General features: G+C 71.1%; 17 protein-coding genes. 3 read left to right on the forward strand and 14 right to left on the reverse strand.

Going from position 1 to position 19,926, the window contains the following annotated elements:
* Positions 1 to 121: 121 nt before the first annotated feature.
* The 10 genes from QM595_RS12760 to QM595_RS12805 all read right to left on the reverse strand — a co-directional run bounded on the left by QM595_RS12760 (position 122) and on the right by QM595_RS12805 (position 12,271).
* Positions 122 to 1,051, reverse strand: coding sequence for a fumarylacetoacetate hydrolase family protein (locus QM595_RS12760; RefSeq protein WP_415171937.1), 930 nt, complete (start codon positions 1,049 to 1,051; stop codon positions 122 to 124).
* Positions 1,048 to 2,025: an amidohydrolase family protein gene (locus tag QM595_RS12765; protein WP_415171938.1), complete on the reverse strand. Its 978-nt coding sequence runs from the start codon at positions 2,023 to 2,025 to the stop codon at positions 1,048 to 1,050. The genes QM595_RS12760 and QM595_RS12765 overlap by 4 nt, the downstream gene beginning before the upstream one ends.
* A complete protein-coding gene (locus QM595_RS12770) occupies positions 2,025 to 3,020 on the reverse strand; it encodes a branched-chain amino acid ABC transporter permease (protein WP_415171939.1) in 996 nt (331 codons plus the stop codon). Before QM595_RS12770 ends, QM595_RS12765 begins: the two co-directional genes overlap by 1 nt.
* Positions 3,017 to 3,883, reverse strand: a complete 867-nt coding sequence (locus QM595_RS12775; RefSeq protein WP_415171940.1) for a branched-chain amino acid ABC transporter permease — start codon at positions 3,881 to 3,883, stop codon at positions 3,017 to 3,019. The genes QM595_RS12770 and QM595_RS12775 overlap by 4 nt, the downstream gene beginning before the upstream one ends.
* A gap of 16 nt (positions 3,884 to 3,899) precedes the next feature.
* Positions 3,900 to 5,123: an ABC transporter substrate-binding protein gene (locus QM595_RS12780; protein WP_415171941.1), complete on the reverse strand. Its 1,224-nt coding sequence runs from the start codon at positions 5,121 to 5,123 to the stop codon at positions 3,900 to 3,902.
* A 30-nt stretch (positions 5,124 to 5,153) separates the two neighbouring features.
* The gene (locus tag QM595_RS12785; RefSeq protein WP_415171942.1) at positions 5,154 to 6,623 is read right to left on the reverse strand and encodes an ATP-binding cassette domain-containing protein; all 1,470 of its coding nucleotides are present in this window, start codon (positions 6,621 to 6,623) and stop codon (positions 5,154 to 5,156) included.
* A complete protein-coding gene (locus QM595_RS12790) occupies positions 6,620 to 7,546 on the reverse strand; it encodes a VOC family protein (protein WP_415171943.1) in 927 nt (308 codons plus the stop codon). The genes QM595_RS12785 and QM595_RS12790 overlap by 4 nt, the downstream gene beginning before the upstream one ends.
* Positions 7,547 to 7,578: 32 nt before the next feature.
* On the reverse strand, positions 7,579 to 8,406 hold the full coding sequence (locus QM595_RS12795; protein ID WP_415171944.1) for a fumarylacetoacetate hydrolase family protein: 828 nt from the start codon (positions 8,404 to 8,406) through the stop codon (positions 7,579 to 7,581).
* Between the two features lie 168 nt (positions 8,407 to 8,574).
* Positions 8,575 to 10,560, reverse strand: a complete 1,986-nt coding sequence (locus QM595_RS12800; RefSeq protein ID WP_415171945.1) for an acetoacetate--CoA ligase — start codon at positions 10,558 to 10,560, stop codon at positions 8,575 to 8,577.
* 61 nt (positions 10,561 to 10,621) lie between these two features.
* A complete protein-coding gene (locus tag QM595_RS12805; RefSeq protein ID WP_415171946.1) occupies positions 10,622 to 12,271 on the reverse strand; it encodes a bifunctional 3-(3-hydroxy-phenyl)propionate/3-hydroxycinnamic acid hydroxylase in 1,650 nt (549 codons plus the stop codon).
* Between the two features lie 125 nt (positions 12,272 to 12,396).
* Between QM595_RS12805 and QM595_RS12810 the strand changes: the two genes are divergently transcribed.
* On the forward strand, positions 12,397 to 13,128 hold the full coding sequence (locus tag QM595_RS12810) for a GntR family transcriptional regulator (protein ID WP_415171947.1): 732 nt from the start codon (positions 12,397 to 12,399) through the stop codon (positions 13,126 to 13,128).
* On the opposite strand, the gene QM595_RS12815 is transcribed toward QM595_RS12810, so the two are convergent.
* From QM595_RS12815 to QM595_RS12825, 3 genes are read right to left on the reverse strand one after another with little or no spacing between them, the layout of a single operon-like run.
* Positions 13,125 to 14,057 carry a hydroxymethylglutaryl-CoA lyase gene (locus tag QM595_RS12815; RefSeq protein ID WP_415171948.1) on the reverse strand — a complete coding sequence of 311 codons (933 nt, stop codon included), beginning with the start codon at positions 14,055 to 14,057 and terminating at the stop codon, positions 13,125 to 13,127. The two genes, QM595_RS12810 and QM595_RS12815, sit on opposite strands and share 4 nt — an antisense overlap.
* Positions 14,050 to 15,864, reverse strand: a complete 1,815-nt coding sequence (locus QM595_RS12820; RefSeq protein WP_415171949.1) for an acetyl/propionyl/methylcrotonyl-CoA carboxylase subunit alpha — start codon at positions 15,862 to 15,864, stop codon at positions 14,050 to 14,052. The genes QM595_RS12815 and QM595_RS12820 overlap by 8 nt, the downstream gene beginning before the upstream one ends.
* Before the next feature lie 2 nt (positions 15,865 to 15,866).
* Positions 15,867 to 17,426, reverse strand: a complete 1,560-nt coding sequence (locus tag QM595_RS12825) for a carboxyl transferase domain-containing protein (protein ID WP_415171950.1) — start codon at positions 17,424 to 17,426, stop codon at positions 15,867 to 15,869.
* A gap of 75 nt (positions 17,427 to 17,501) precedes the next feature.
* Here QM595_RS12825 and QM595_RS12830 point away from each other — a divergent pair, with 75 nt between their 5' ends.
* Both QM595_RS12830 and QM595_RS12835 read left to right on the forward strand, forming a co-directional pair.
* Positions 17,502 to 18,056, forward strand: a complete 555-nt coding sequence (locus QM595_RS12830; protein ID WP_415171951.1) for a TetR/AcrR family transcriptional regulator — start codon at positions 17,502 to 17,504, stop codon at positions 18,054 to 18,056.
* A 339-nt stretch (positions 18,057 to 18,395) separates the two neighbouring features.
* Positions 18,396 to 19,214 carry an acyl-CoA thioester hydrolase/BAAT C-terminal domain-containing protein gene (locus QM595_RS12835; protein ID WP_415171952.1) on the forward strand — a complete coding sequence of 273 codons (819 nt, stop codon included), beginning with the start codon at positions 18,396 to 18,398 and terminating at the stop codon, positions 19,212 to 19,214.
* A 36-nt stretch (positions 19,215 to 19,250) separates the two neighbouring features.
* On the opposite strand, the gene QM595_RS12840 is transcribed toward QM595_RS12835, so the two are convergent.
* Positions 19,251 to 19,895 carry an SWIM zinc finger family protein gene (locus tag QM595_RS12840; RefSeq protein ID WP_415171953.1) on the reverse strand — a complete coding sequence of 215 codons (645 nt, stop codon included), beginning with the start codon at positions 19,893 to 19,895 and terminating at the stop codon, positions 19,251 to 19,253.
* Positions 19,896 to 19,926: the final 31 nt, after the last annotated feature.

The raw sequence follows: 19,926 nt of genomic DNA on the forward strand, positions 1-19,926 counted from the left end.
CAGGTGCGCGCAGCGCAAGGCGGCGTCGCGACGGCATACCGGGCGTCTTCCGAGCGGCGCCAACGCCGCGATGGGTGTGCCTGGGCCGCGCAGACCCGGGACGAACTTCCGGAGACGACCACTAGCCAAGCGGCGCGGGAGCGGGGGTGGCCACCAGCCTGCCTCTGATGCTGCCCAGTCGCTCGACGGCGAGCTCGACCTCGTCGCCCGGCGCCAGCCAGGGATAGGCGTCGGCGCCGTGCACCCGGGAGAGCTCCAGGATGCAGCCGGTGCCGACGGTCCCGCTGCCGACGACGTCGCCGCGGCGCAGCGTGGTGCCGCGCGCGGCATAGGAGATGAGCTGGCCGAAGGACCAGTGGATCGTCTTCCAGTTGCCGGCGCTGTAGGGGCGGCCGTTCACCGTCGCGGTCATGGCAAGGTCGAAGCCCTTGCCGGCGGCAACGTCGGCGAGCTCGTCCGGGGTCACCAGGAAGGGACCGAGACTGGTCGCGGTGTCCTTGCCCTTGACCGGTCCGAGGTGCTGGCGCATCTCGGTGGCCTGGAGGTCGCGGGCACTCCAGTCGCAGAAGATCGTGTAGCCGGCGATGTAGTCCTCCGCCTCCTCCGGTGTCACGTCCGCGCAGTCGCGGTCGATGATCGCGGCCACCTCGAGCTCGTAGTCGTAGGCCGTCGAGCCGGGCGCGATCGGCACCTCGGCGTCCGGCGGCCAGATCGCGGCCGGGTTCTGGAAGTAGAAGACCGGCTGGTCCCACCAGCCCGGGTCGACCTCGGCGCCCAGTGCTCGGGTGGAGGTCACGTGATGCTCCTCGAAGGCCATGAAGTCGCGTACGGCGGGCGGGACCGGGATGGGTGCCAGCAGCTCCGCAGCCGCCAGGGCGACCTCCTCTCGCGGCGCGGCGGTGGTCTGCGCGGCGGCCTCCCGCAGTCGCTCCCCGCGCTCGCCCAGCAGACCCAGGAGCCCGCCGTCACCGGGGTAGCCCAGCACGTGGTCGCCGACCACCAGACCGGGCCGGGCCGCACCGTCGCCGGCCAGATAGGTCACCCACCTCATCGAATCTCCTCCATCGAGCTGCCCAGTCGGGGAAACAACGTCGCGCCGTTGGCGCGGAACAGGTCGGTCGCCGGTGCGCCTCCGAGCGTGGCCCGGGCGACCGCGGCCGCGCCGGCCTCGACGCCGGCCGCCGGAGCGAACGGGAAGTCGGTGCCGTAGAGCAGCCGCTCGGTGCCGACCATCGAGGCCAGCGTCGGCATTGCCCGCGGAAAGGCGGTTCCGGCGCAGTCGTAGTAGAGCCGGGACAGCTCGGCGAGCACGTCGAGGTCGTCGGGCACGCCGGGAAGCATGGCCGGGAAGAGGGTCAGCCTGTCGCCCAGCACCGCAAGGGTCCCGCCCGAATGCGGGATCACCCAGCGGATGTCCCGGTAGCGGCGCAGCACGCCGTTGAAGAGCAGGTTGCTCACCGCGCGAGTCGAGTCGAAGGGAAACTCCAGCATCGGCCGGGGCCTTCCCAATGAGACCGCCTGCCAGCACGCCGGCGAGGTCGGATGCACGATGACCACGGCCCCGGTGGCGTCGAGCTCGGCCATCAGCGGCTCGAAGGCCTCGTCGCCGAGGTAGCGGCCGGCGGCGTTCGTCATCAGGCCGCAGGCGTCGGCACCGAGCTCGTCGCGCGCCCGCCGCCACTCGGCGATCGCCGCGGTCACCTCGGTCATCGGGATCGCGGCGGCCTGGCCGAACCGACCGGGATGGTCGGCCACCACTGCGGCGATCTCGTCGTTCACGCCTCGCGCCAGCGCCACCACGTCGGTGGTCGCGTCGATGACCATCCCGGGCGAGGAGACGGACAGCACCGCGGCATCGATGCCGTGGGCGTCCATCAGTGCCAGCGTCTCGGCGGCCGACCACGGCGGCAGCGCCGGGAAGCCGTCCGGCTGGACGATGCCGGCCGCCGTACACGCGGCGCGGTAGGCGTCGGTGACGACATGGCTGTGGACGTCGATCAGTCGACCGGGCGCAAGCGCCCCCATCAGACCGCGACCAGGTCGTCGTCGCTCGACACGGCCGGTTGTGGCTGTCGTGGCGGTCGCAGCCGGCCCCAGCCGCGCCGGGCGAGGTCCACGAGGAGCGGCCAGATGCCTCGCGGGGCGAGCGTCACGACGGCGATCAGCACCGCTCCCTCGACGACCAGGCCCAGGATCGGGTGGCCGCCCAGCTGCTTGGTCAGGCCGAGGTAGACCAGCGCGCCGCCGAGAACGGGACCGAAGAAGGTGCCCACGCCCCCGATGATGGTCATCACGATCGCGCCGATGGTCCAGGTGATGCCGAGGCCGCCGATGGGCTCGACGGCCACCTGCTGCAAGGCGACCACCGCGCCGAGCAGGCCCATCAGGCCGCCGCTGAGCATGAGCGCGGTCAGCCGCATCCCGCGCACGCCGACGCCGAGCGAGACCGCGGCGTCCTCGTTCTGGCCCACGGCCGACATCCGCAGGCCCACCGCGCTGAACTTCAGCCACACTGTGGCCACCGAGCACAGGAACACGCAGGCCGCGGCGAGCTGGAACAGCCCTATCGGCGTCGGGAGCACCGAGAAGGGCAGGCTGAGCCCGGCCGAGCGGCCGAGCGGCTCGCTGTTGATCACGAAGGTCTGCAGCGCGAGCGCCGCGGCGAGCGAGCCGATGGTGAAGTAGTCCTCACGCAGCCGGAGCAGCGCGATGGCCAGGACGGCCGCGAGCACGGCCGCCACCACGCCGCCGGCGAGGACCGTCCGGATCGGCCCCCACTCCCAGTGGATGGTCACCATCGCCGCGGTGTAGGACCCGGCGCCGACGAAGGCGCCCACGCCGAGCGAGAACTGACGCGAGAAGCCGGCCAGCAGGTTCCATGCCTGGGCGACGCCGATGACGGTGAGCAGGGAGGTCCACATGTCGAGGCCGTACGGCGTCAGGCCGCCGCCGACGAGAAGGAGCACGACCAAGGCCGCGGCGCAGCCGGCCAGGCCGAGGAGCATCGGGCGCCGGGTCATGCCCTGACCACCTTTCCCATCAGGCCCTGAGGCCGGAATGCCAACAGCAGCAGGAGCAGCAGGTAGACGAGGAGATCGCGGTACTCCCCGCCGATCACCTCGGTCGCCATCGCCTGGAGCACCCCGACACCGAGCGCCGCGAAGAACATCCCGGACACATTGCCCAGTCCGCCGAGCACGACCACGGCGAATCCGAAGACCAGGTAGGAGGCGCCGGCCGAGGGGTTGAAGCTGCTGCTGATGCCGACCATCACGCCACCGATCGCGGCCAGTCCGGTCGCCAGCGCGAAGACGGTCGCGTGCAGCGCCCGGACATCGATGCCGACGGCGCCGACCACCACCGGATCGCGGCCCGACGCGCGGACCGCCATCCCCCACCGGGTGTGGTGGATCGCCCACCACACCGCTGCGGTGCAGACGGCGCCGACCGCGAAGACGATGACATAGGCCGTCTGCACCCGGACGCCCAGCAGGGACATGCCGCTGTCGGCGTACGACGCCGGCAGGGTCTTGGCGTCGTTGCCGGCCAGGCCGCTGAACGCCGCCTGCAGCAGCAGCGCGATGCCGAAGGTCGCGACCACCGGCGCGTCGGGACCGCTTGCGGTCAGCCGGCTCAGCAGCCCCCGGTGCAGCGCCCAGCCGCCGGCGGCCGCCAACAGGGCGACGACCGGCAGGGCCAGCAGCGGATCGAGGCTGGTGTGCCCGCAGACCACATAGGCCAGGTAGCCGCCGATGAGGACGAACTCCCCGTGGGCCAGGTTGACCAGGCGGAGGACGCCGAAGATCAGCATCAGGCCCAGGCCGGTGACGGTGTAGCGCCCGCCGATGAGCAGACCCTGGATCAGGGCATCCCACAGGTGCATGGCTCAGCTCACCCGGTCACTGCAGACCGGCGACCGGGGCGACCAACGGCACCGAGCCCGTCGCGTCGGCCGGGAAGACCTGGTCGGCCGAGCCCTCGTTCCACTGCAGCACGTACAGGTCGGTGGCGCACACATGGGTGGTGGGGTCGAACGCGATGTGACCGACCGGGGTGTCGAGGTCCGAGGCGGCGATGGCGTCGTTGATCTCGCTGGGCTCGCTCGACCCCGCCTTGGCGATCGCGTCCAACAGGACGTACGCCGCAGAGAAGGACGAGACCGCGATGCCCTGGTCCGGGATGGTCGGCAGCTGCTCGGTCAGCGCGGCCTGCAGATCGTCGGAGAGCATCCCGCCCGGGGCCCAGTACGCCGTGGTGAGCGTGCCCTGGGCGGTGTCGCCGAGGCCGTCCCACCAGGCTCCGCTGGAGCCCGCCTTGGCCGCCAGCGCGGCGACCGGCTTGAGCTCGAGTGCCTTGATCTGCTTGTAGAGCGCGATGCCGTCGGGGATGACGGTCTGGCTCAGCACGAGCTGGGCGCCCTTGGACTTGGCGTCCTTGATGAAGGAGCTGTAGTCGGTGGTGCCGACGGCGAAGCTGTAGTCGCCCACGACGTCGTACCCCGCTTCGGTGGCCGCGCTCTTGAACAGCTCGCGCTGGGCGACGCCGTCGGGCTCGGTGTCGGTGAAGAGGGCGACCTTCTTGTTGCTCTCGACCTGGTCGAAGGTCTGGAAGATGTCGGTGCCCTGCTCGGTCTCGGCGAAGAACATGTCCCAGCTGTACTTGAAGCCCTCCTTGGAGAAGGTCTCGAAGACGCCGATCGGGTTGCAGGTGGCGATCACCGGGACGTGCTGGGCCTCGGCCACCTGTACGACGGGGAGCACCGCGGTCGGCGTGCAGCCGGTCAGGAAGGCGGACACGCCGTCCTTCAGCGCCATCTCGCGGGCCTGGCTGCCGGCCAGGGTCGAGTCGCTCTTGTTGTCCTGGACGATGAGCTCGACCTTCTTGGTCTCGCCGTCGACCTCGATGCCACCGGCGTCGTTCACCCGCTTCACGGCATAGTCGAGACCTGCCTTCTGAATGGGTCCGATCGGCCCGAGGTCGCCGGTCAGGGAGAGGCTCACCCCGATCTTGATCGTGTCGTCGCTCGAGGACGAGGACGACGACGAGGAGCCACACGCACTCAGCGAGGCCAGCGCCAGGGTGGTGCTGAGGCCTACTCCGGCGAACTGCGAAAGGCGCGACATGTGCGCCCCCTTTCTTGGGTGGTTGGCGAGCTAGCTGCCTGTGAGGGAGTCGAAGTAGGCGCGATCCAGGGCCTCTTCGTCACGGAGGAGTCGTGGGTCTCCCGAGAAGCTGATCCGACCGCGGTTGAGCACGTAGGCACGGTCGGCGAAGTCGAGGCAGCGGCCGATGTTCTGCTCGACGATGAGGAGGGCGGTGCCGCTGGCGCGGATCTTGTCCAGGCCGTCGTACAGCTCGTCGATGACGACGGGCGCCAGGCCCAGCGACACCTCGTCGCACAGCAGCAGCCGTGGCGCGGACATCAGCGCCCGGCAGATGGCGACCATCTGCTGCTGGCCGCCGCTGAGCGAGCCGGCCTTGGCGGCGAGCTTGCCCTCCACCTGCGGGAAGACCTGGAGCAGCTCGGCGATGCGCTCCCGGATCTGGTCCCGCCGGGCGCGACGGCCGGCCCCGAGCTGAAGGTTCTCGCTGACGGTGAGGTCGGCGAAGAGGCGGCGCCCCTCCATACAGTGCGCGATGCCGGCCTCGTTGCGCCGATGGGCGGGCATCGCGGTGATGTCCTTGCCGTCGAGCTCGACCGTTCCGGAGCTGGTGCGGAGGACTCCGCTGATGGTGCCGCACAGGGTGCTCTTGCCGGCACCGTTGGCGCCGAGCATGGCGACCGCCTCACCGGGCCTGATGTCCAGGTCGACACCGTGGAGCGCCAGCAGCCGGCCGTATCCGGCCTTGAGGTCACGCACCGCCAGCAAGGGCTCAGCGACGCTCGCGCTGCGCCGGTCCACCTCGACCACGGTCCCGCTGCCCCGCGAGCCCAGGTAGATCTCCCGGACCCGCTGGTCGGCATGGACCTCGGCAGGGGTGCCGGTGGTGAGCACCTCACCCCAGTTCATCACCGTCACCTGGTCGGCGACCGACTCCACGACGCCCTCGACGTGCTCGACCAGGATGACGGTGACCCCGGTCTCGTGGATGCCCTTCACCAGCTCCACGGCGGCGTCGAGCTCCCTGCCTACGAGGCCGGCGGCGATCTCGTCCAGAAGCAGCAGCTCGGGACGACAGCCGAGCGCGCGGCCGACCTCCATGCGCTTCAGGTCGAGCACCCCCAGGCTCGAGGCCGGGCGCGAGGCGAGCCCGGCCAGCCCGGTAAGGCGCAGGATCTCCTCGACGTCGGCGCCGCGGCGGGCCGCGCCCACACCGACCTCGATGTTCTGGCGGACCGTCAGGTCGAGGAAGGGACGTGGGATCTGCGCGGCGACGCCGATGCCGGTGCGGGCGTATCGGTGCCGGCCGAGCCGGTCGACGCGGCGGCCACCGACGTAGATCTCACCCGAGGTCGGCCGGTACTGGCCGGCGATCATCTTCAGCACGGTGCTCTTGCCGGCGCCGTTCGGGCCGATGATCGCCGCGACGCTTCCGGCGGGCACCTCCAGGTCGAAGGACTTGACCGCGTGGACGCCGCCGAACCTCTTGTCGACTCCTCGGAGACTGACCTCGACGCTCATCCCTGCCTCGGCGCATGGGTGCCGGTCATCAGAGCGGCCAGGTCCTCCGGCGCGAGGAAGGACGGCGGCGGTGGCGGCCCCCAGGCGTACAGAGCACGCGCGCCGTCGAAGACCCCGGGCTTCCAGAGCTCGTCGTCGACCACGCAGTCGAGGTCCGAGTAGTACTCGGAGTAGTTGCCGGCCGGGTCGCGCAGATACCAGAAGAAGTTCGAGCCGATGTAGTGCCGGCCCAGCCCCCACACGTGGCGGGCGGGGTCCGCGGCCAGCATCGCCGTGGCACCGCGGCCGATCTCGTCGATGTCGTCGACCTGCCAGGAGGTGTGATGCAGGAAGTTGAGCGGGGCCTGTTGGACCAGCACGTTGTGGTGGTCGGTCGAGCAGCGCATGAATGCGGCCATCCCGGGCACCTCGTCGGAGACCTTGAAGCCGATCCCCTCGGTGAAGAACCGCTGGGTGGCCTCGGCGTCGGTCGAGCCGATGACGGTGTGGCCGAGCTTGCGCGGCCTCACCGCGGACTCGCGCTCGATCCCCGGGGCGCGGTTGTTGAGCCGCTCCGCGACCCCGGGAAAGTTGTACGGCGTCGCGGCGCCGTCCTGGTCGATGCGTGGTGCGATCGAGACGGTGGCCTTGATGCCGGCGATGGGCTCCGTGGTGACGATCGCGTCGCCCTCGTCGGAGACGTGCAGGTCGAGCTTCTCGAGCTGACGGGCGACGCGATCGAGGTCGTCCCGGTCGTCGACGCCCACGCCGAGCGCCACGAGCCGCCGCTGCGGCGCGTACTCGATGCGGAGTTGCTCGCCACCGTCGACGGTGGCGAAGCCGCCCGTCTCGGTGGGGGTCAGGCCGAACTCGGCGTAGTAGGCCTTGGTCTCCTCGACGTTGGGAACGCCGATGGTCAGGCGGGTCATGCGGTGCAGCGGCATCCTCGGCTCCTTGCCATGCGATCTTCTGGTGGCTAGCGCTGGCTCGCGCAGGTCTGGCGAAGGCTGCCGAGGCCTTCGATGGTCGTCTCGACGACATCGCCGTCCTTCAGGAACCACTTCGGCTCGCGAGCACCACCGACGCCTGCCGGGGTGCCGGTGAAGATGACGTCGCCGGGATAGAGCTGGACGACTCCGGAGAGGTGCTCGATGAGGGTCGGGATGTCGAAGATCAGCCGACTGGTGCGGCTGCCCTGGACCTGCTCGCCGTTGACGGTGCAGGCGATCTCCAGATCGGCCGGCTCGGCCAGCTCGTCGACCGTGGTGAGATACGGGCCCTGCGGGGCGAACCCCGGGTAGGACTTCCCGAGCGAGAACTGCGGCGCCGGTCCCGACAGCTGCAGGGTGCGCTCGGAGTAATCCTGCCCGACGGTGAGTCCGGCGACGTACTCCCAGGCGTCGGCTCGGGCGACGTCCTTGGCCGGCCTGCCGATGACGACGACGAGCTCGGCCTCCCAGTCGACCGTGTCGTTGGGCAGCACCAAGGTGCCCTCGGGACCGGCGAAGCTGCCCACGAACTTGGTAAAGACGGTCGGCACCGGCGGGTAGGAGAACCCGGACTCGTCGGCGTGGTCCTTGTAGTTGAGCCCGATCGCGAAGACCTGGCGCGGTGCCGGCGATGGCGCGTCGGCCTCGCTGGCGACGAAGGGCGTGCCGTCGGCGGCGAAGTCGGGGGTCACGGTGGCGGCCCATCCGACGAAGTCCGGCCAGGCGTCGTAGAGGGCCGCGGGCTCCGGCCCGAAGCGAGCGCCGCTGGCCTTGGCGATGTCGACGGCGAGGCCGCTGGCGGTGTCGACCCACACGGCACGACCCTGAACTGAGGCGATATGCACGAGGATTCCTTTCGGGTGTCGTGATGTCGGTCACATCGGTTGCGACTCACACAACATCACTGGATTCGGTATGTCAAGACAATTTCGAAAATCAAAAGGGGTGTCGGATCATCTTTTGCCCGTCGTTCGGTCACCCGCTCAGCGCGGTCCGGCGTGGGCGAGCTCGACGTACCAGTCGATGAGCTCGGGCCGATCCACGGCCCCAGGACTGACGACGTCGGCCGGATCGGCGCCTTGGAGGATCCGCTTCAGCGGCACCTCGAGCTTCTTGCCGGTCTTGGTGTGCGGGATGGCCGCGACGGCGTAGAAGTCGTCGGGCACGTGCCGGGGCGACCCCTTGGAGCGCAGTTGAGCGCGCAGCTCCTCACGCAGGGTGCCATCGAGCTCGACGCCGTCGGCGAGCACCAGGAACATCGGCATCCAGTAGTCGCCGTCGGGCAGTTCGACGCCGAGGACCAGCGCCTCGACGACCTGGGGCATCGCCTCGACCACGCGGTACAGGTCCGCGGAGCCGATCCGCACTCCGCCGCGATTGAGGGTGGAGTCGGAGCGACCGTGGATGACGTAGGTGCCACGGCTGGTGTGCGTCAGCCAGTCGCCGTGCCGCCAGATGCCGGGATAGACCTCGAAGTACGCCGCCCGGTACCTCGACCCGTCCGGGTCGTTCCAGAACGCGACCGGCATGTTCGGCATCGGCCGGGTCACCACCAGCTCGCCGACCTCGTCCACGACCGGACGCCCCTCGGGGTCGAACGCCTCGACCGCCACGCCCAGCGCCGGGCCGGGCATCTCGCCGGGGTAGATCGGCAGTCCGGGCGCCCAGTTGATGAAGGCTCCGACGACGTCGGTGCCTCCACTGGTGGAGACCAGCGGGAGATCCGCCCTCACCTGGTCGGCGACCCAGCGATAGTGCGCCGGCGGAACCGGGGCGCCGGTGACCCCGATCAGCCGCAGCGCCGACAGGTCGTGCTCGGCGCCGGGTCGCAGCCCGGCGCCGGCCGAGAGCTGCAGATGACCGGGACTGGTACCGAAGGTGGTGACCCGCTCCTCGGCGACGAGCCGCCAGAGCCGGTCCATCGACGGGTAGCCGGGGCTGCCCTCGTAGGCGACGGTCGTCGCGCCGGTGAGCAGCGCGGAGACCACCAGGTTCCACATCATCCAGTTGGTCGAGGTGTACCAGAAGAACGTGCCACCCGCCTCGGCGCCGAACTGCAGCCCGAGACCGCACAGCTGCGCGACCAGGACGCCGGCGTGGCCGTGGACGATGCCCTTCGGCACGCCGGTCGTGCCCGAGGAGAACAACACCCACAGCGGGTGGTCGGCCGCGACCTGCTCGGTGACGAGGGGTACGTCGGGTGCTACCGCCTCGGCCCAGGACAGCGCCCTCCCGGGCAATGCCTCGGTATCGAGGGCCAGGCCGCACCGCTCGACCACGACGACGGGGAGCTCTCCGCCCAGTCGGCGGGCGAGCGAGACGACCTCCTCGCGGCGGTCGAAGACCCGGCCGTTGAACTGGTAGCCCGTGACCGCGACGAGCACGCTCGGCTCCAGCTGGGCGAGACGGTCGGCTGCGGCCTCCGAGCCGTAGTCGGGACCCAGACCCGCCCAGACGGCGCCGACGGCCGCCGTGCCGAGGAAGGCCACGATGGGCTCGACGGCGTTGGTGAGGTAGCCGACCACCCGGTCCCCGGGCCGGACGCCGAGAGAGCGCAGGGTGCCGGCGAAGCCGGCGACGTCCCTGGCCAGCTGGGCCCACGAGGTCTGCACCCGCGAGCCGTCCTCGGCGATGGACACGACCGCGGTCCCGGGGCGGTCCGCGTGGCGGAGCACCTGGTCGACGTAGTTGAGCCGAGCGCCGCGGAACCACTCGGCGCCGGGCATCGTCGTCGCGCCGAGCACCCGGTCATAGCGCCGGGAGGCGCGGATGTCGAAGTAGTCCCAGATCCCCGCCCAGAACTCCTCGGGATGATCGACCGAGAACCGCCACAGCGACGCGAAGTCGGTCAGCTCCCGGCCCGACCTGGCGGCGACGAAGCGAGCGAACCGCCCGATCGAGGCGGCGTCGAAGGCCGTCTGGTCGAATGCCTGGCCACTCGCCGTCGGCGCGCTCGCAAGCTCACTCACGCCGCCACCCCTCGCTGCGCTCGTGGCCGGCGCGATGCCCACGGTTCGCTCGCAAGCTCACTCACGCCGGGACCGTCGCCTTGGCCGGCAGATCCTCGGCCGCGGCCACGCTGCCGCTGACCTGCGCGATCAGGTCGTCCACGAAGGCCGGCAGCTCGGCCGGCGTACTGGCTGTGCCGAAGAGGTAGTTGTCGGGCCGAATCGCCGCTGCGACGTGGCCGACCTCGGTCAGGTGTGGGAGCAGCACGTCGTCGCAGTCCTCGACCGCACCGACGGGGATCTCCGCACCTGCGGCCACCACCTGCACCCACCGAACCCCGAGCCGGTCCAGCGCCGCCCGACGGTCGGCATCGAGCACGTCGACCACCGCGAGCGGGCTGACGACCGTGAACGCCGCCGCGCCGAGGACGTCGTCCCACAGCGCCCGCTCCCCGCCGGTCACCCGGACGTAGGGCTGGAAGGCGAGCGTTCCGTTGGTGCCCGCCGGGGCGCCGTCGGCGCCGAGCTGGACCACGCCCGGTCCCAGCCTCGCCGGCGAGACCGGCGGCAGCACGTTCTCCGGCTTGGGCCCGTGCTCGAGGAAGAAGGCGTCCCGGGCGGCGGCCGCCTCGGGGTCGGTCACGCAGATCACCTCGCCGAGGGCGACCGACTGCTCGATGGCGTTCTTGACGTGGACCGAGCGCTCGGTGGTGTAGGTCGTCAGCAGCGCCTCCTCGGCGACCCCCTTCAGCACCAGGTCCAGCTTCCAGGCCAGGTTGGCGGCATCGCGGATGCCCGAGCACATGCCCTGTCCGGCGAAGGGAGGCATGAGATGGGCAGCATCGCCGGCGATGGCGATCCGGTTCTGATACCACACGTCGGCCCAGCGTGCCTCGAAGGTGTAGACCACCCGCCGCTCGAGCTCGGTGTTCTCCGGGGTGTAGTCCCAGGGCGCCAGCAGCTCCCACACCCGCTCGTCGTTCTCGAGCTCCTCGATGGTCTCGCCTGGCATCCGCATGAACTCGAAGCGGCGTCGGCCGAGGCCGCCGGAGACCGCTGTCGTGGGACGCTGCGGGTCGCAGATCTGGACGTTCGTGGGAGACCAGACCCGGTCGTCGTGTGGCACGAGGTCGACGACGAGCCAGTCGAAGACGAAGCCCAGATCGGTGCTGGTGGTGCCCAGGTGGCTCCGCACGAAGCTGTTGGCGCCGTCGCAGCCGACGACGTACTGCGCTCGGACCCGATGGTCCCCGAGGGTGGGCCCATGGGCGAGGAGGGTCACCCCGTCCTCGTCCACGGTGACCTGGGAGACCTCGGCGCCCCGCCGGACGACGACGTTGGGATGCTCGTTGGCGTGTCGCTCCAGAATGCCCTCGAGCTGCGGCTGGTTGAACATCGTCGCGAACGGCCACCCCGAGGGGCCGACACCGCCCCAGTCGAAGGCCAGCAGCGTCTTGCGCTCCTTGTTCTGCCAGTCGTAGACGTCGGCCTTGTCCGAGATGGCCCGCAGGTCATCACCGATGCCGACCGCGGCGAGCAGCCGGCCGACCTCGAAGTCGAAGTGCACCGCGCGCGGCCTGAGGTACGGCGCCGGCTGCCGCTCCTGCACGATGACACGATGGCCCTTCCGGGCCAGCAGCAGCGCCAGGTAGAGGCCAACCGGCCCGGCTCCGACAATCGCCACATCGCATTCGAGAGCGTCGGGCGTGGCAGCAGACGTCGTCGTATCCACGGGTCTCTCCTTCTGGATGCGTGACGCACGTCACGCGTACGTGAGCAGTAGACACAAGGTCCTTTCGAGAAGTCAAGACTATTTCGAAATTATGGCTCCTGGACGAATTCGGGCAAAATGCGGCCATGGCACGGACCTCCGGCACGACACGAGCGGATGAGATCTTCGCCCGCATTCGCCTCGACATCCTCGGCGGAGACCTCTCCCCCGGGTCGAAGCTGGCCTTCGCCGAGCTCGGCGCGCGGTATCAGGCGAGCACCGGGGTGTTGCGCGAGGTGCTGCCGCGACTGGTGGAGCAGGGTCTGGCGACCAGCGAGTCCCAGCTCGGCTTCCGGGTGATGACGGTGTCGGTCGGCAAGCTGCGCTCCCTGACCGAGGCACGGGTCGCGATCGAGTCGCTCGTCGCGCGCCGCGCGGTCGAGGTCGGCGACCTGAGCTGGGAGGCCAACCTGGTGGCCGCCCATCACTCCCTGGCCCGCACTCACTGGCACGAGGAGCAATACCTCCAAGAGTGGTCCACCCGCGATCCCGCCGACCGCGGGGAGCTGCTGCCGGTCCGCGCCGACTGGATCACCCACCACGAGAACTTCCACAAGACGCTGCTGCGCGGGTGCAACAACGAACACCTCTACTCCATCGCGGTGCGACTCCGGGCGATCGCCGAGGTCTACCGCTACTGGACCGCGGCCGAGGGCGAGCGGATGCACCGCGACCTCGCCGGCGAGCACCGGGCCATTCTCGACGCGGCGGTCGCGCGGGACCCCGAGCTGTGCGCCAAGCTGGTCGGCGACCACATCCAGCTCACCACCGACCTGGCGATCGCCGCCTACCAGTCTCAGGAGGCGACCACCATCTAGACCCTCCCGCTGAGCGCTCTGACCACCGCACTCGGACTGGGCCGGCCGAGCTGCCCCGACATCCACACGCTGGTGTCGAGCAGCTTCGGCAGGTCGACACCATGGCGGATGCCGAGACCGGTCAGGAACCAGACCAGGTCCTCGGTGGCGAGGTTGCCGGTCGCGCTCTTGGCGTAGGGGCAGCCGCCGAGGCCGCCCGCGGAAGCGTCGAAGGTGGTGATGCCGGCCCGCAGGCCGGCGTAGGTATTGGTGAGCGCCTGGCCGTAGGTGTCGTGGAAGTGCAGCGCCAGCCGGTCCCGGGCCACGCCGGCGTCCTCGAAGGCACGGACCAGCGCGGTGACGTGGCCGGCGGTGCCGACGCCGATGGTGTCGCCGAGAGAGAGCTGGCCGGCGCCCAGGTCGAGCAGCCCCTTGCCGACGGCGACCACCTGCTCGATCGGCACCCGGCCCTCCCAGGGGTCGCCGAAGCACATCGAGACATAGGCACGCACGGCCAGGCCGGCGTCGCGGGCGCGGCGGATGACCGGCTCGTACATGACGAACTGGCCCTCCAGCGACTGATTGAGGTTGCGCTTGGCGAAGGTCTCGGTGGCGGAGGCGAAGGCCGCGATGCACTGCACGCCGAGCTCCAGCGCGCGGTCCAGGCCGCGCTCGTTGGGCACCAGCACCGGCATCTCCCGCCCGGTCTCGCCGAGCATCCTCATCAGCTCGGCGGCGTCGGCGAGCTGCGGCACCCAGGTCGGGCTCACGAAGCTGGTCGCCTCGACGAACGGCAGCCCGGCGTCGACCAAGCGGCGGATGAACTCCGCCTTGACCTCGGTGGGCACGATGGCCGACTCGTTCTGCAGGCCGTCGCGCGGGCCGACCTCGTAGATGGTGACGCGGGGCGGCAGCCCGTCCTCGGGTACGACGGCGGGCAGCTCACTCATCCCCGGCTCCGATCTCGAACAGCGCCGCGCCCAGTGCCACCTGGTCGCCGGCAGCGGCGGCGACCCGATCGACCCTACCCGCGAGCGGCGCCTTGACGGAGAGCTCCATCTTCATCGCCTCCAGGACGGCGAGCACGTCGCCCTGCTGGACGCTCTGCCCTTCGCTGACCCGGACCTCGAGGACGGTGCCGGGCATCGGACTGGTCACGGTGCCGTCACCGGCCTGCTGGTGCTCACGGTCGAACGGGTCCGGGACCTCGAAGCGCCAGGACTGGGCGTCGCGACGTACCTCGACGATCCGGCCGCGGCTGGTGGCCTCGCCGTCGAGGGCCTCGCCGGTGACCTCGACCGGCACGTCCACCTGCACCACGACAGGCGCCGGCGGTCCGCCCAGCCGGAAGCCGTCGCTCGCCCAGGGGCCGTCGACCTCGCAGTGCCTGTCGAGGAGATGGCGCGCCGCGAGCTGTCGGGCCGGACCGGGGTCGGGCGCGACCGGCGGGTGCTCGTCGAGCCAGCCGGTGTGGACCTCGCCGTCCCGGAACTCCTCGGAGGCCACCAGGGCGCGGACGAAGCCGGCGTTGGTGACGACGCCCTCGACGGCGAACTCGTCGAGCGCCGCGATCAGCGCCCGCCGGGCGACCTCCCGATCGGGGCCCCAGACGACCAGCTTGGCCAGCATCGGGTCGTAGGAGGTGCCGACCACGGTGTCGGCGGTCAGCGCGGTCTCGATCCGGAGCCTGGCCCTGGGATGGACCCGGGCGACGTCCAGGTAGCGCGGCAGCCGGAGGCCGGTCAGCGTGCCCGCCTGCGGCAGGAAGCCGGCGTAGGCGTCCTCGGCGTAGATGCGGGCCTCGATCGCGTGGCCCCGCGCCGCCGAGGGTGTGGTCGTCTCTGCTGGCACCAGGCCGGCGACCTCCAGCTGGAGCTGGACGAGATCGACGTCGTAGACCTCCTCGGTGACCGGGTGCTCGACCTGGAGCCGGGTGTTCATCTCCAGGAAGTAGGCGTGCTGGCCGTGCACCAAGAACTCCACGGTGCCGGCGCCGCGGTAGCCCACCTCGGTCGCCAGCGCGACGGCGGAGCGGTGGAGCAGCTCGCGCAACTCGTCGGGGAGGTCGGTCGCGGGCGCCTCCTCGACCACCTTCTGGTGGCGGCGCTGCGCCGAGCAGTCCCGGGTGCCGAAGTGGACGACCTCGCCGGTGGCGAGGCCGACGACCTGCACCTCGACATGGCGGCCGCCCTCGACGTACCGCTCCACGAGGAGGGTGTCGTCGCCGAAGGCGCTGCCGGCCTCCCGGGCGGCTCGGGTCAGCGCCTCGGGCAGCTCGGCCGGAGTGCGTACGACGTGCATCCCCTTCCCGCCGCCGCCGGCGGCCGCCTTGACCAGCACCGGATAGGCCTCGGCCGGGACCGCGTCGGGCTGGTAGCGCGGGGTGACCGGCACCCCGGCGCGCTCGGCGATCTCGCGGGCGTGGTCCTTACGCGCCATCGCCCGCATCGCGCTCGGCGGCGGGCCGATCCAGGTCAGCCCGGCCGCGATCACGGCCTCGGCGAAGTCGGCGCTCTCGGAGAGGAAGCCGTAGCCGGGGTGCACGGCGCTCGCGCCGGTCTCCTGCGCGGCGGCGACGATGCCGGCGGCGTCGAGGTAGCTCTCGACGCGAACCGCCTCGGTGTTGCCGTCGAGGTAGCCCAGTCGCGCCTGCGCGTCGACGTCGGTGTAGATCGCGACCGGCTCGATGTCGAGCTCGTGGCAGCTGTGGATGACGCGGGCGACGATCTCGCCCCGGTTGGCGATGAGGACTCTCACGGTCACATCCTGAAGATGCCGTACGACGGCTCGGGGATCGGTTGATGGGAGGCGGCGGCCAGGCCGAGCCCAAGGACGCGCCGGGTCTCGGCGGGGTCGATGACGCCGTCGTCCCACAGTCGGGCGGTGGCGTAGTAGGGACTGCCCTGGGTCTCGTACTGCTCCCGGATCGGCCGCTTGAATTCCTCCTCCGTCTCTCGGCCCGCGACGGTGGCGAGCACCGAAGCCGCCTGCTCGCCGCCCATCACCGAGATCCGGGCGTTGGGCCACATCCACAGGAACCGCGGGTCGTAGGCGCGACCGCACATGCCGTAGTTGCCGGCGCCATAGGAGCCGCCGATGACGACGGTGAGCTTCGGGACCACGCTGCAGGCCACCGCGGTGACGAGCTTGGCGCCGTCCTTGGCGATGCCGCGGTTCTCGTAGTCCTTGCCGACCATGAAGCCGGTGATGTTCTGCAGGAAGACCAGCGGGATGCCGCGCTGGTTGCACAGCTCGATGAAGTGCGCGCCCTTCAGGGCGGACTCGCTGAACAGGATGCCGTTGTTGGCCAGGATGCCGACCGGGTGACCGTAGATCTGCGCGAAGCCGCACACCAGCGTCTCGCCGTAGAGCCGCTTGAACTCCTGCAGCCTGCTGCCGTCGACGATCCGCCGGATCACCTCGCGGACGTCGTACGGCGTGCGGGGGTCGGCGGGGACCACGTCGTAGATGGACTCGGGGTCCTCCAGCGGCTCCTCGCCCACGGATTCGGTCAGTTTGCGACCGCTCGGCGGGATCTGGGCGTCAGTTTGCGACTGCTCGCGGAAGGTGGACACGATCCCCCGGACGATCTGCAGCGCGTGCGCGTCGTCGTCGGCGAGGTGGTCGACCACGCCGGACCTGGTGGCGTGCACCAGGCCGCCGCCGAGCTCCTCGGCGGTAACGACCTCGCCGGTCGCCGCCTTCACCAGCGGCGGGCCGCCGAGGAAGATGGTGCCCTGGTCGCGCACGATCACGGTCTCGTCGCTCATCGCCGGGACATAGGCGCCGCCGGCGGTGCACGAGCCCAGCACCGCGGCGATCTGCGGGATGCCGCGAGCGGACATCTGGGCCTGGTTGAAGAAGATCCGGCCGAAGTGCTCGCGGTCGGGGAAGACCTCGTCCTGCATCGACAGGTTGGCGCCGCCGGAGTCGACCAGATAGACGCACGGCAGGCCGTTCTCCGCTGCGATGGTCTGGGCCCGCAGGTGCTTCTTGACCGTCATCGGGTAGTAGGTGCCGCCCTTGACGGTCGCGTCGTTGGCGACCACCACGCACTCACGGCCGGCGATTCGGCCGATGCCGGTCACGATCCCGGCGCTCGGCACGGCGTTCGTCTCCTGGGGTCCCCCATACATGCCGTACGCCGCCAGCGGGCTCAGCTCCAGGAACGGACTGCCCGGGTCCAGCAGCCGGTCGACCCGCTCGCGCGGCAGCAGCTTGCCGCGCTCGGTGTGCCGCCGGCGACTCGACTCCGAGCCGCCCAGCCGGGCCACGGCCAGCCGCTCTCTCAGCTCCTCGGTGAGCTCTCTCAGATCCACGCCACCAGGTTAATGAACGTTAACCATGCTCGTCCACCAACTCCGGCTCCGACGGCGCGCTCTAACCTAGTGGCCGTGACCGACCGCCGCCAGCAACTGCTCGACACCGCCGCCGAGCTGTTCGCGGCGCGCGGCTTCCACGGCGTCTCGGTCGCCGAGCTGGGCGCGGCCTGCGGCATCAGCGGCCCGGCGCTCTACAAGCACTTCGCGTCGAAGGACGCCATCCTGGCCGAGATGCTGGTGCAGATCAGCGAGCGACTGCTGGCCGAGGGGCTGGCGCGGGTGGCGGCGGCCGGGTCGCCGAGCGCGGCGATCACCGCGCTGGTCGACTGGCACGTCGACTTCGCGCTGCGGCACCGGGCGCTGATCGTCGTCCAGGACCGCGACTGGTCCTCGCTGCCCGACGAGGACCGGGAGCTGGTCCGGAAGCTGCAGCGGGAGTACGTCGACCTGTGGGCCGCCCAGCTGCGCCTGGCCGACCCGACGCTGGCCGACGACACCGCCCACGCGATGGCGCACGCCGCGTTCGGGCTGATCAACTCCACGCCGCACAGTGGCCTGCTGCCCGAGGACGAGATGCGGACGGTGCTGACCTCGATGGCCTCGATGGCGCTGCGGGCCCTCTCCTAGCAACCCCACCCCGCCGACTCGGCAGAAGTGCGGGTCTCAAAACCGCCGAGTCGGCAGAAGTGCTGGCCTCAGAACCGCCGAGTCGGCAGAAGTGCGGGTCTCAGAACCGCCGAGTCGGCAGAAGTGCTGGCCTGAGAACCGCCGAGTCGGCATAAGTGCTGGTGGCGGACCTGCACTTCTGCCGACTCGGACCCTGTGGGACCTGCACTTCTGCCGACTCGCGACTCCTGGAGCCGGTCTCGCCGCGCTGGTGGTGGCGTCGACCAGCGCCAGCGTCTGCTCTCCCGGCGCGATGGACAGCATGCTACGAGCGTGACAGGTGCCACGTAGGTTGGCGCCATGCGGCAGGAGAGGCTCTCCGATCCACCCGGCATCCGCTGGCTCCCCGACCGACCCTCCGGGGTCGGCGTGCTGGTGCTGGCCGGGTCCCGGGGCCAGGCCGACCCGGCGCGGGCCCGGCTGTTCGCCTCGCAGGGGGCGATCGCGGAGTCGATCCAGTGGTTCGGCGGGCCGGGCCAGCACGAGGCGCCCTGGGAGATCCCGGTCGAGACGATCCAGGACCGGGTGGCGGCGCTGGCGCGGGAGTGCGACCGGGTCGTCGTGGCCGGCCTGTCGTTCGGCGCCGAGGCCGCGCTGGTGGTGGCGTCGTACACGCCGCAGGTCGAGGCGGTGGTCGCCTTCTCGCCCTTGGACGTCGTCTGGGCCGGCGTACGACCTGATGGGAGTCAGACCTCGCACTGGACACTGGCCGGGGAGCCGCTGCCGTTCGTGCCGTTCGCGGAGGACTGGGAGCCGGACGACGATCCGCCGGCCTATCGCGGCCTCTACCTGCGCTCGCGCGAGCTCTTCCCCGATGCCGTAGTGGCCGCGACCATCGCCGTGGAGCAGATCCCGAGCGTCGTACTCGTCGCGGGTGGCGACGACGAGGTCTGGCCGGCGAACCTCCATGCCGAGCGGATCGCCACCCGCCGCGCTGCCCATGGCCGCTCCACCACGCTCGTCACCGACCCCGAGGCCGGCCACCGCGCGATCCTGCCCGGCGAGGAGCCGGTCACCGCCGGCATCCAGCTGCGGCGGGGTGGCACCGAAGCGGCCGACCGGCGGCTCGGGGTCGCCGCCTGGGGGGCGATCGTGCCGCTGCTGACCACAGTGCGGTAGATCCGAGTCACGTGGTGACTCGGATCTACCGCACTGTCACTCCTGGAGCAGGCGCGCCGCACGCACCGCGGCGTCGAAGGCGATATCGAGGTCGTCGATGCCGGCCGAGTCGGGCAGCGCCGGCGCCGGCGTGAAAGCGTGCAGCCGGGCGAGCAGGTCCTCGCGGCCCACGCCGCGCAGCTGGAGCAGCACGAACGGGTCACGCTCCAGCAGCCAGCCGAGCTGGGTCATCACCGCCAGCGCGTGGACGCAGGGGTCGACCCAGGCGTCACAGCTGCACACCGAGCCGAGCTCGCCACCGAACGGCAGCAGCTCCACGCCGAGCTCCTCGGCGTGCTCGACCAGCTCGTGGGGCAGGTCGCCTGCGAGCAGGCCGGCGATCCGGGCCGGTACGGCGGCGACCGCCTCGACCAGCGCCGCGACCGAGGCGGTGTCGAGCACCGGCAGGGTGCCGGAGACGGTCCACATCCCCCGGCCGTCCTCGACGGCGGCCGCGAAGGAGCCGGCGTCGACGATGATCCCGCCGACCGCTCCGCCGCGGCCCAGCGCTCGGCCGGCGGCGAGCTCGCGCTCGTCGTACGCCGTCTCCTCGACGGCGCGCAGCCACGCCTTCGCCCACCAGCCGGTGAGCCGGACGCCGCCCTTGCGCGCCGACTGGCGGGGATGGACCGTGGCGCTCACGGTGACAAGTGTGCCCGCGAGAACCGACACC

Origin of the sequence: Nocardioides sp. (assembly GCF_047607185.1) — a bacterium.
Classification (GTDB): domain Bacteria; phylum Actinomycetota; class Actinomycetes; order Propionibacteriales; family Nocardioidaceae; genus Nocardioides.

Bases quoted from the DNA above. Each gene is read 5' to 3' on its own strand.
- QM595_RS12780 (WP_415171941.1), bottom strand. From the start codon at position 5,123: ATGTCGCGCCTTTCGCAGTTCGCCGGAGTAGGCCTCAGCACCACCCTG.
- QM595_RS12785 (WP_415171942.1), bottom strand. From the start codon at position 6,623: ATGAGCGTCGAGGTCAGTCTCCGAGGAGTCGACAAGAGGTTCGGCGGC.
- QM595_RS12760 (WP_415171937.1), bottom strand. From the start codon at position 1,051: ATGAGGTGGGTGACCTATCTGGCCGGCGACGGTGCGGCCCGGCCCGGT.
- QM595_RS12835 (WP_415171952.1), top strand. From the start codon at position 18,396: ATGCGGCAGGAGAGGCTCTCCGATCCACCCGGCATCCGCTGGCTCCCC.
- QM595_RS12790 (WP_415171943.1), bottom strand. From the start codon at position 7,546: ATGCCGCTGCACCGCATGACCCGCCTGACCATCGGCGTTCCCAACGTC.
- QM595_RS12810 (WP_415171947.1), top strand. From the start codon at position 12,397: ATGGCACGGACCTCCGGCACGACACGAGCGGATGAGATCTTCGCCCGC.
- QM595_RS12765 (WP_415171938.1), bottom strand. From the start codon at position 2,025: ATGGGGGCGCTTGCGCCCGGTCGACTGATCGACGTCCACAGCCATGTC.
- QM595_RS12770 (WP_415171939.1), bottom strand. From the start codon at position 3,020: ATGACCCGGCGCCCGATGCTCCTCGGCCTGGCCGGCTGCGCCGCGGCC.
- QM595_RS12815 (WP_415171948.1), bottom strand. From the start codon at position 14,057: ATGAGTGAGCTGCCCGCCGTCGTACCCGAGGACGGGCTGCCGCCCCGC.
- QM595_RS12775 (WP_415171940.1), bottom strand. From the start codon at position 3,883: ATGCACCTGTGGGATGCCCTGATCCAGGGTCTGCTCATCGGCGGGCGC.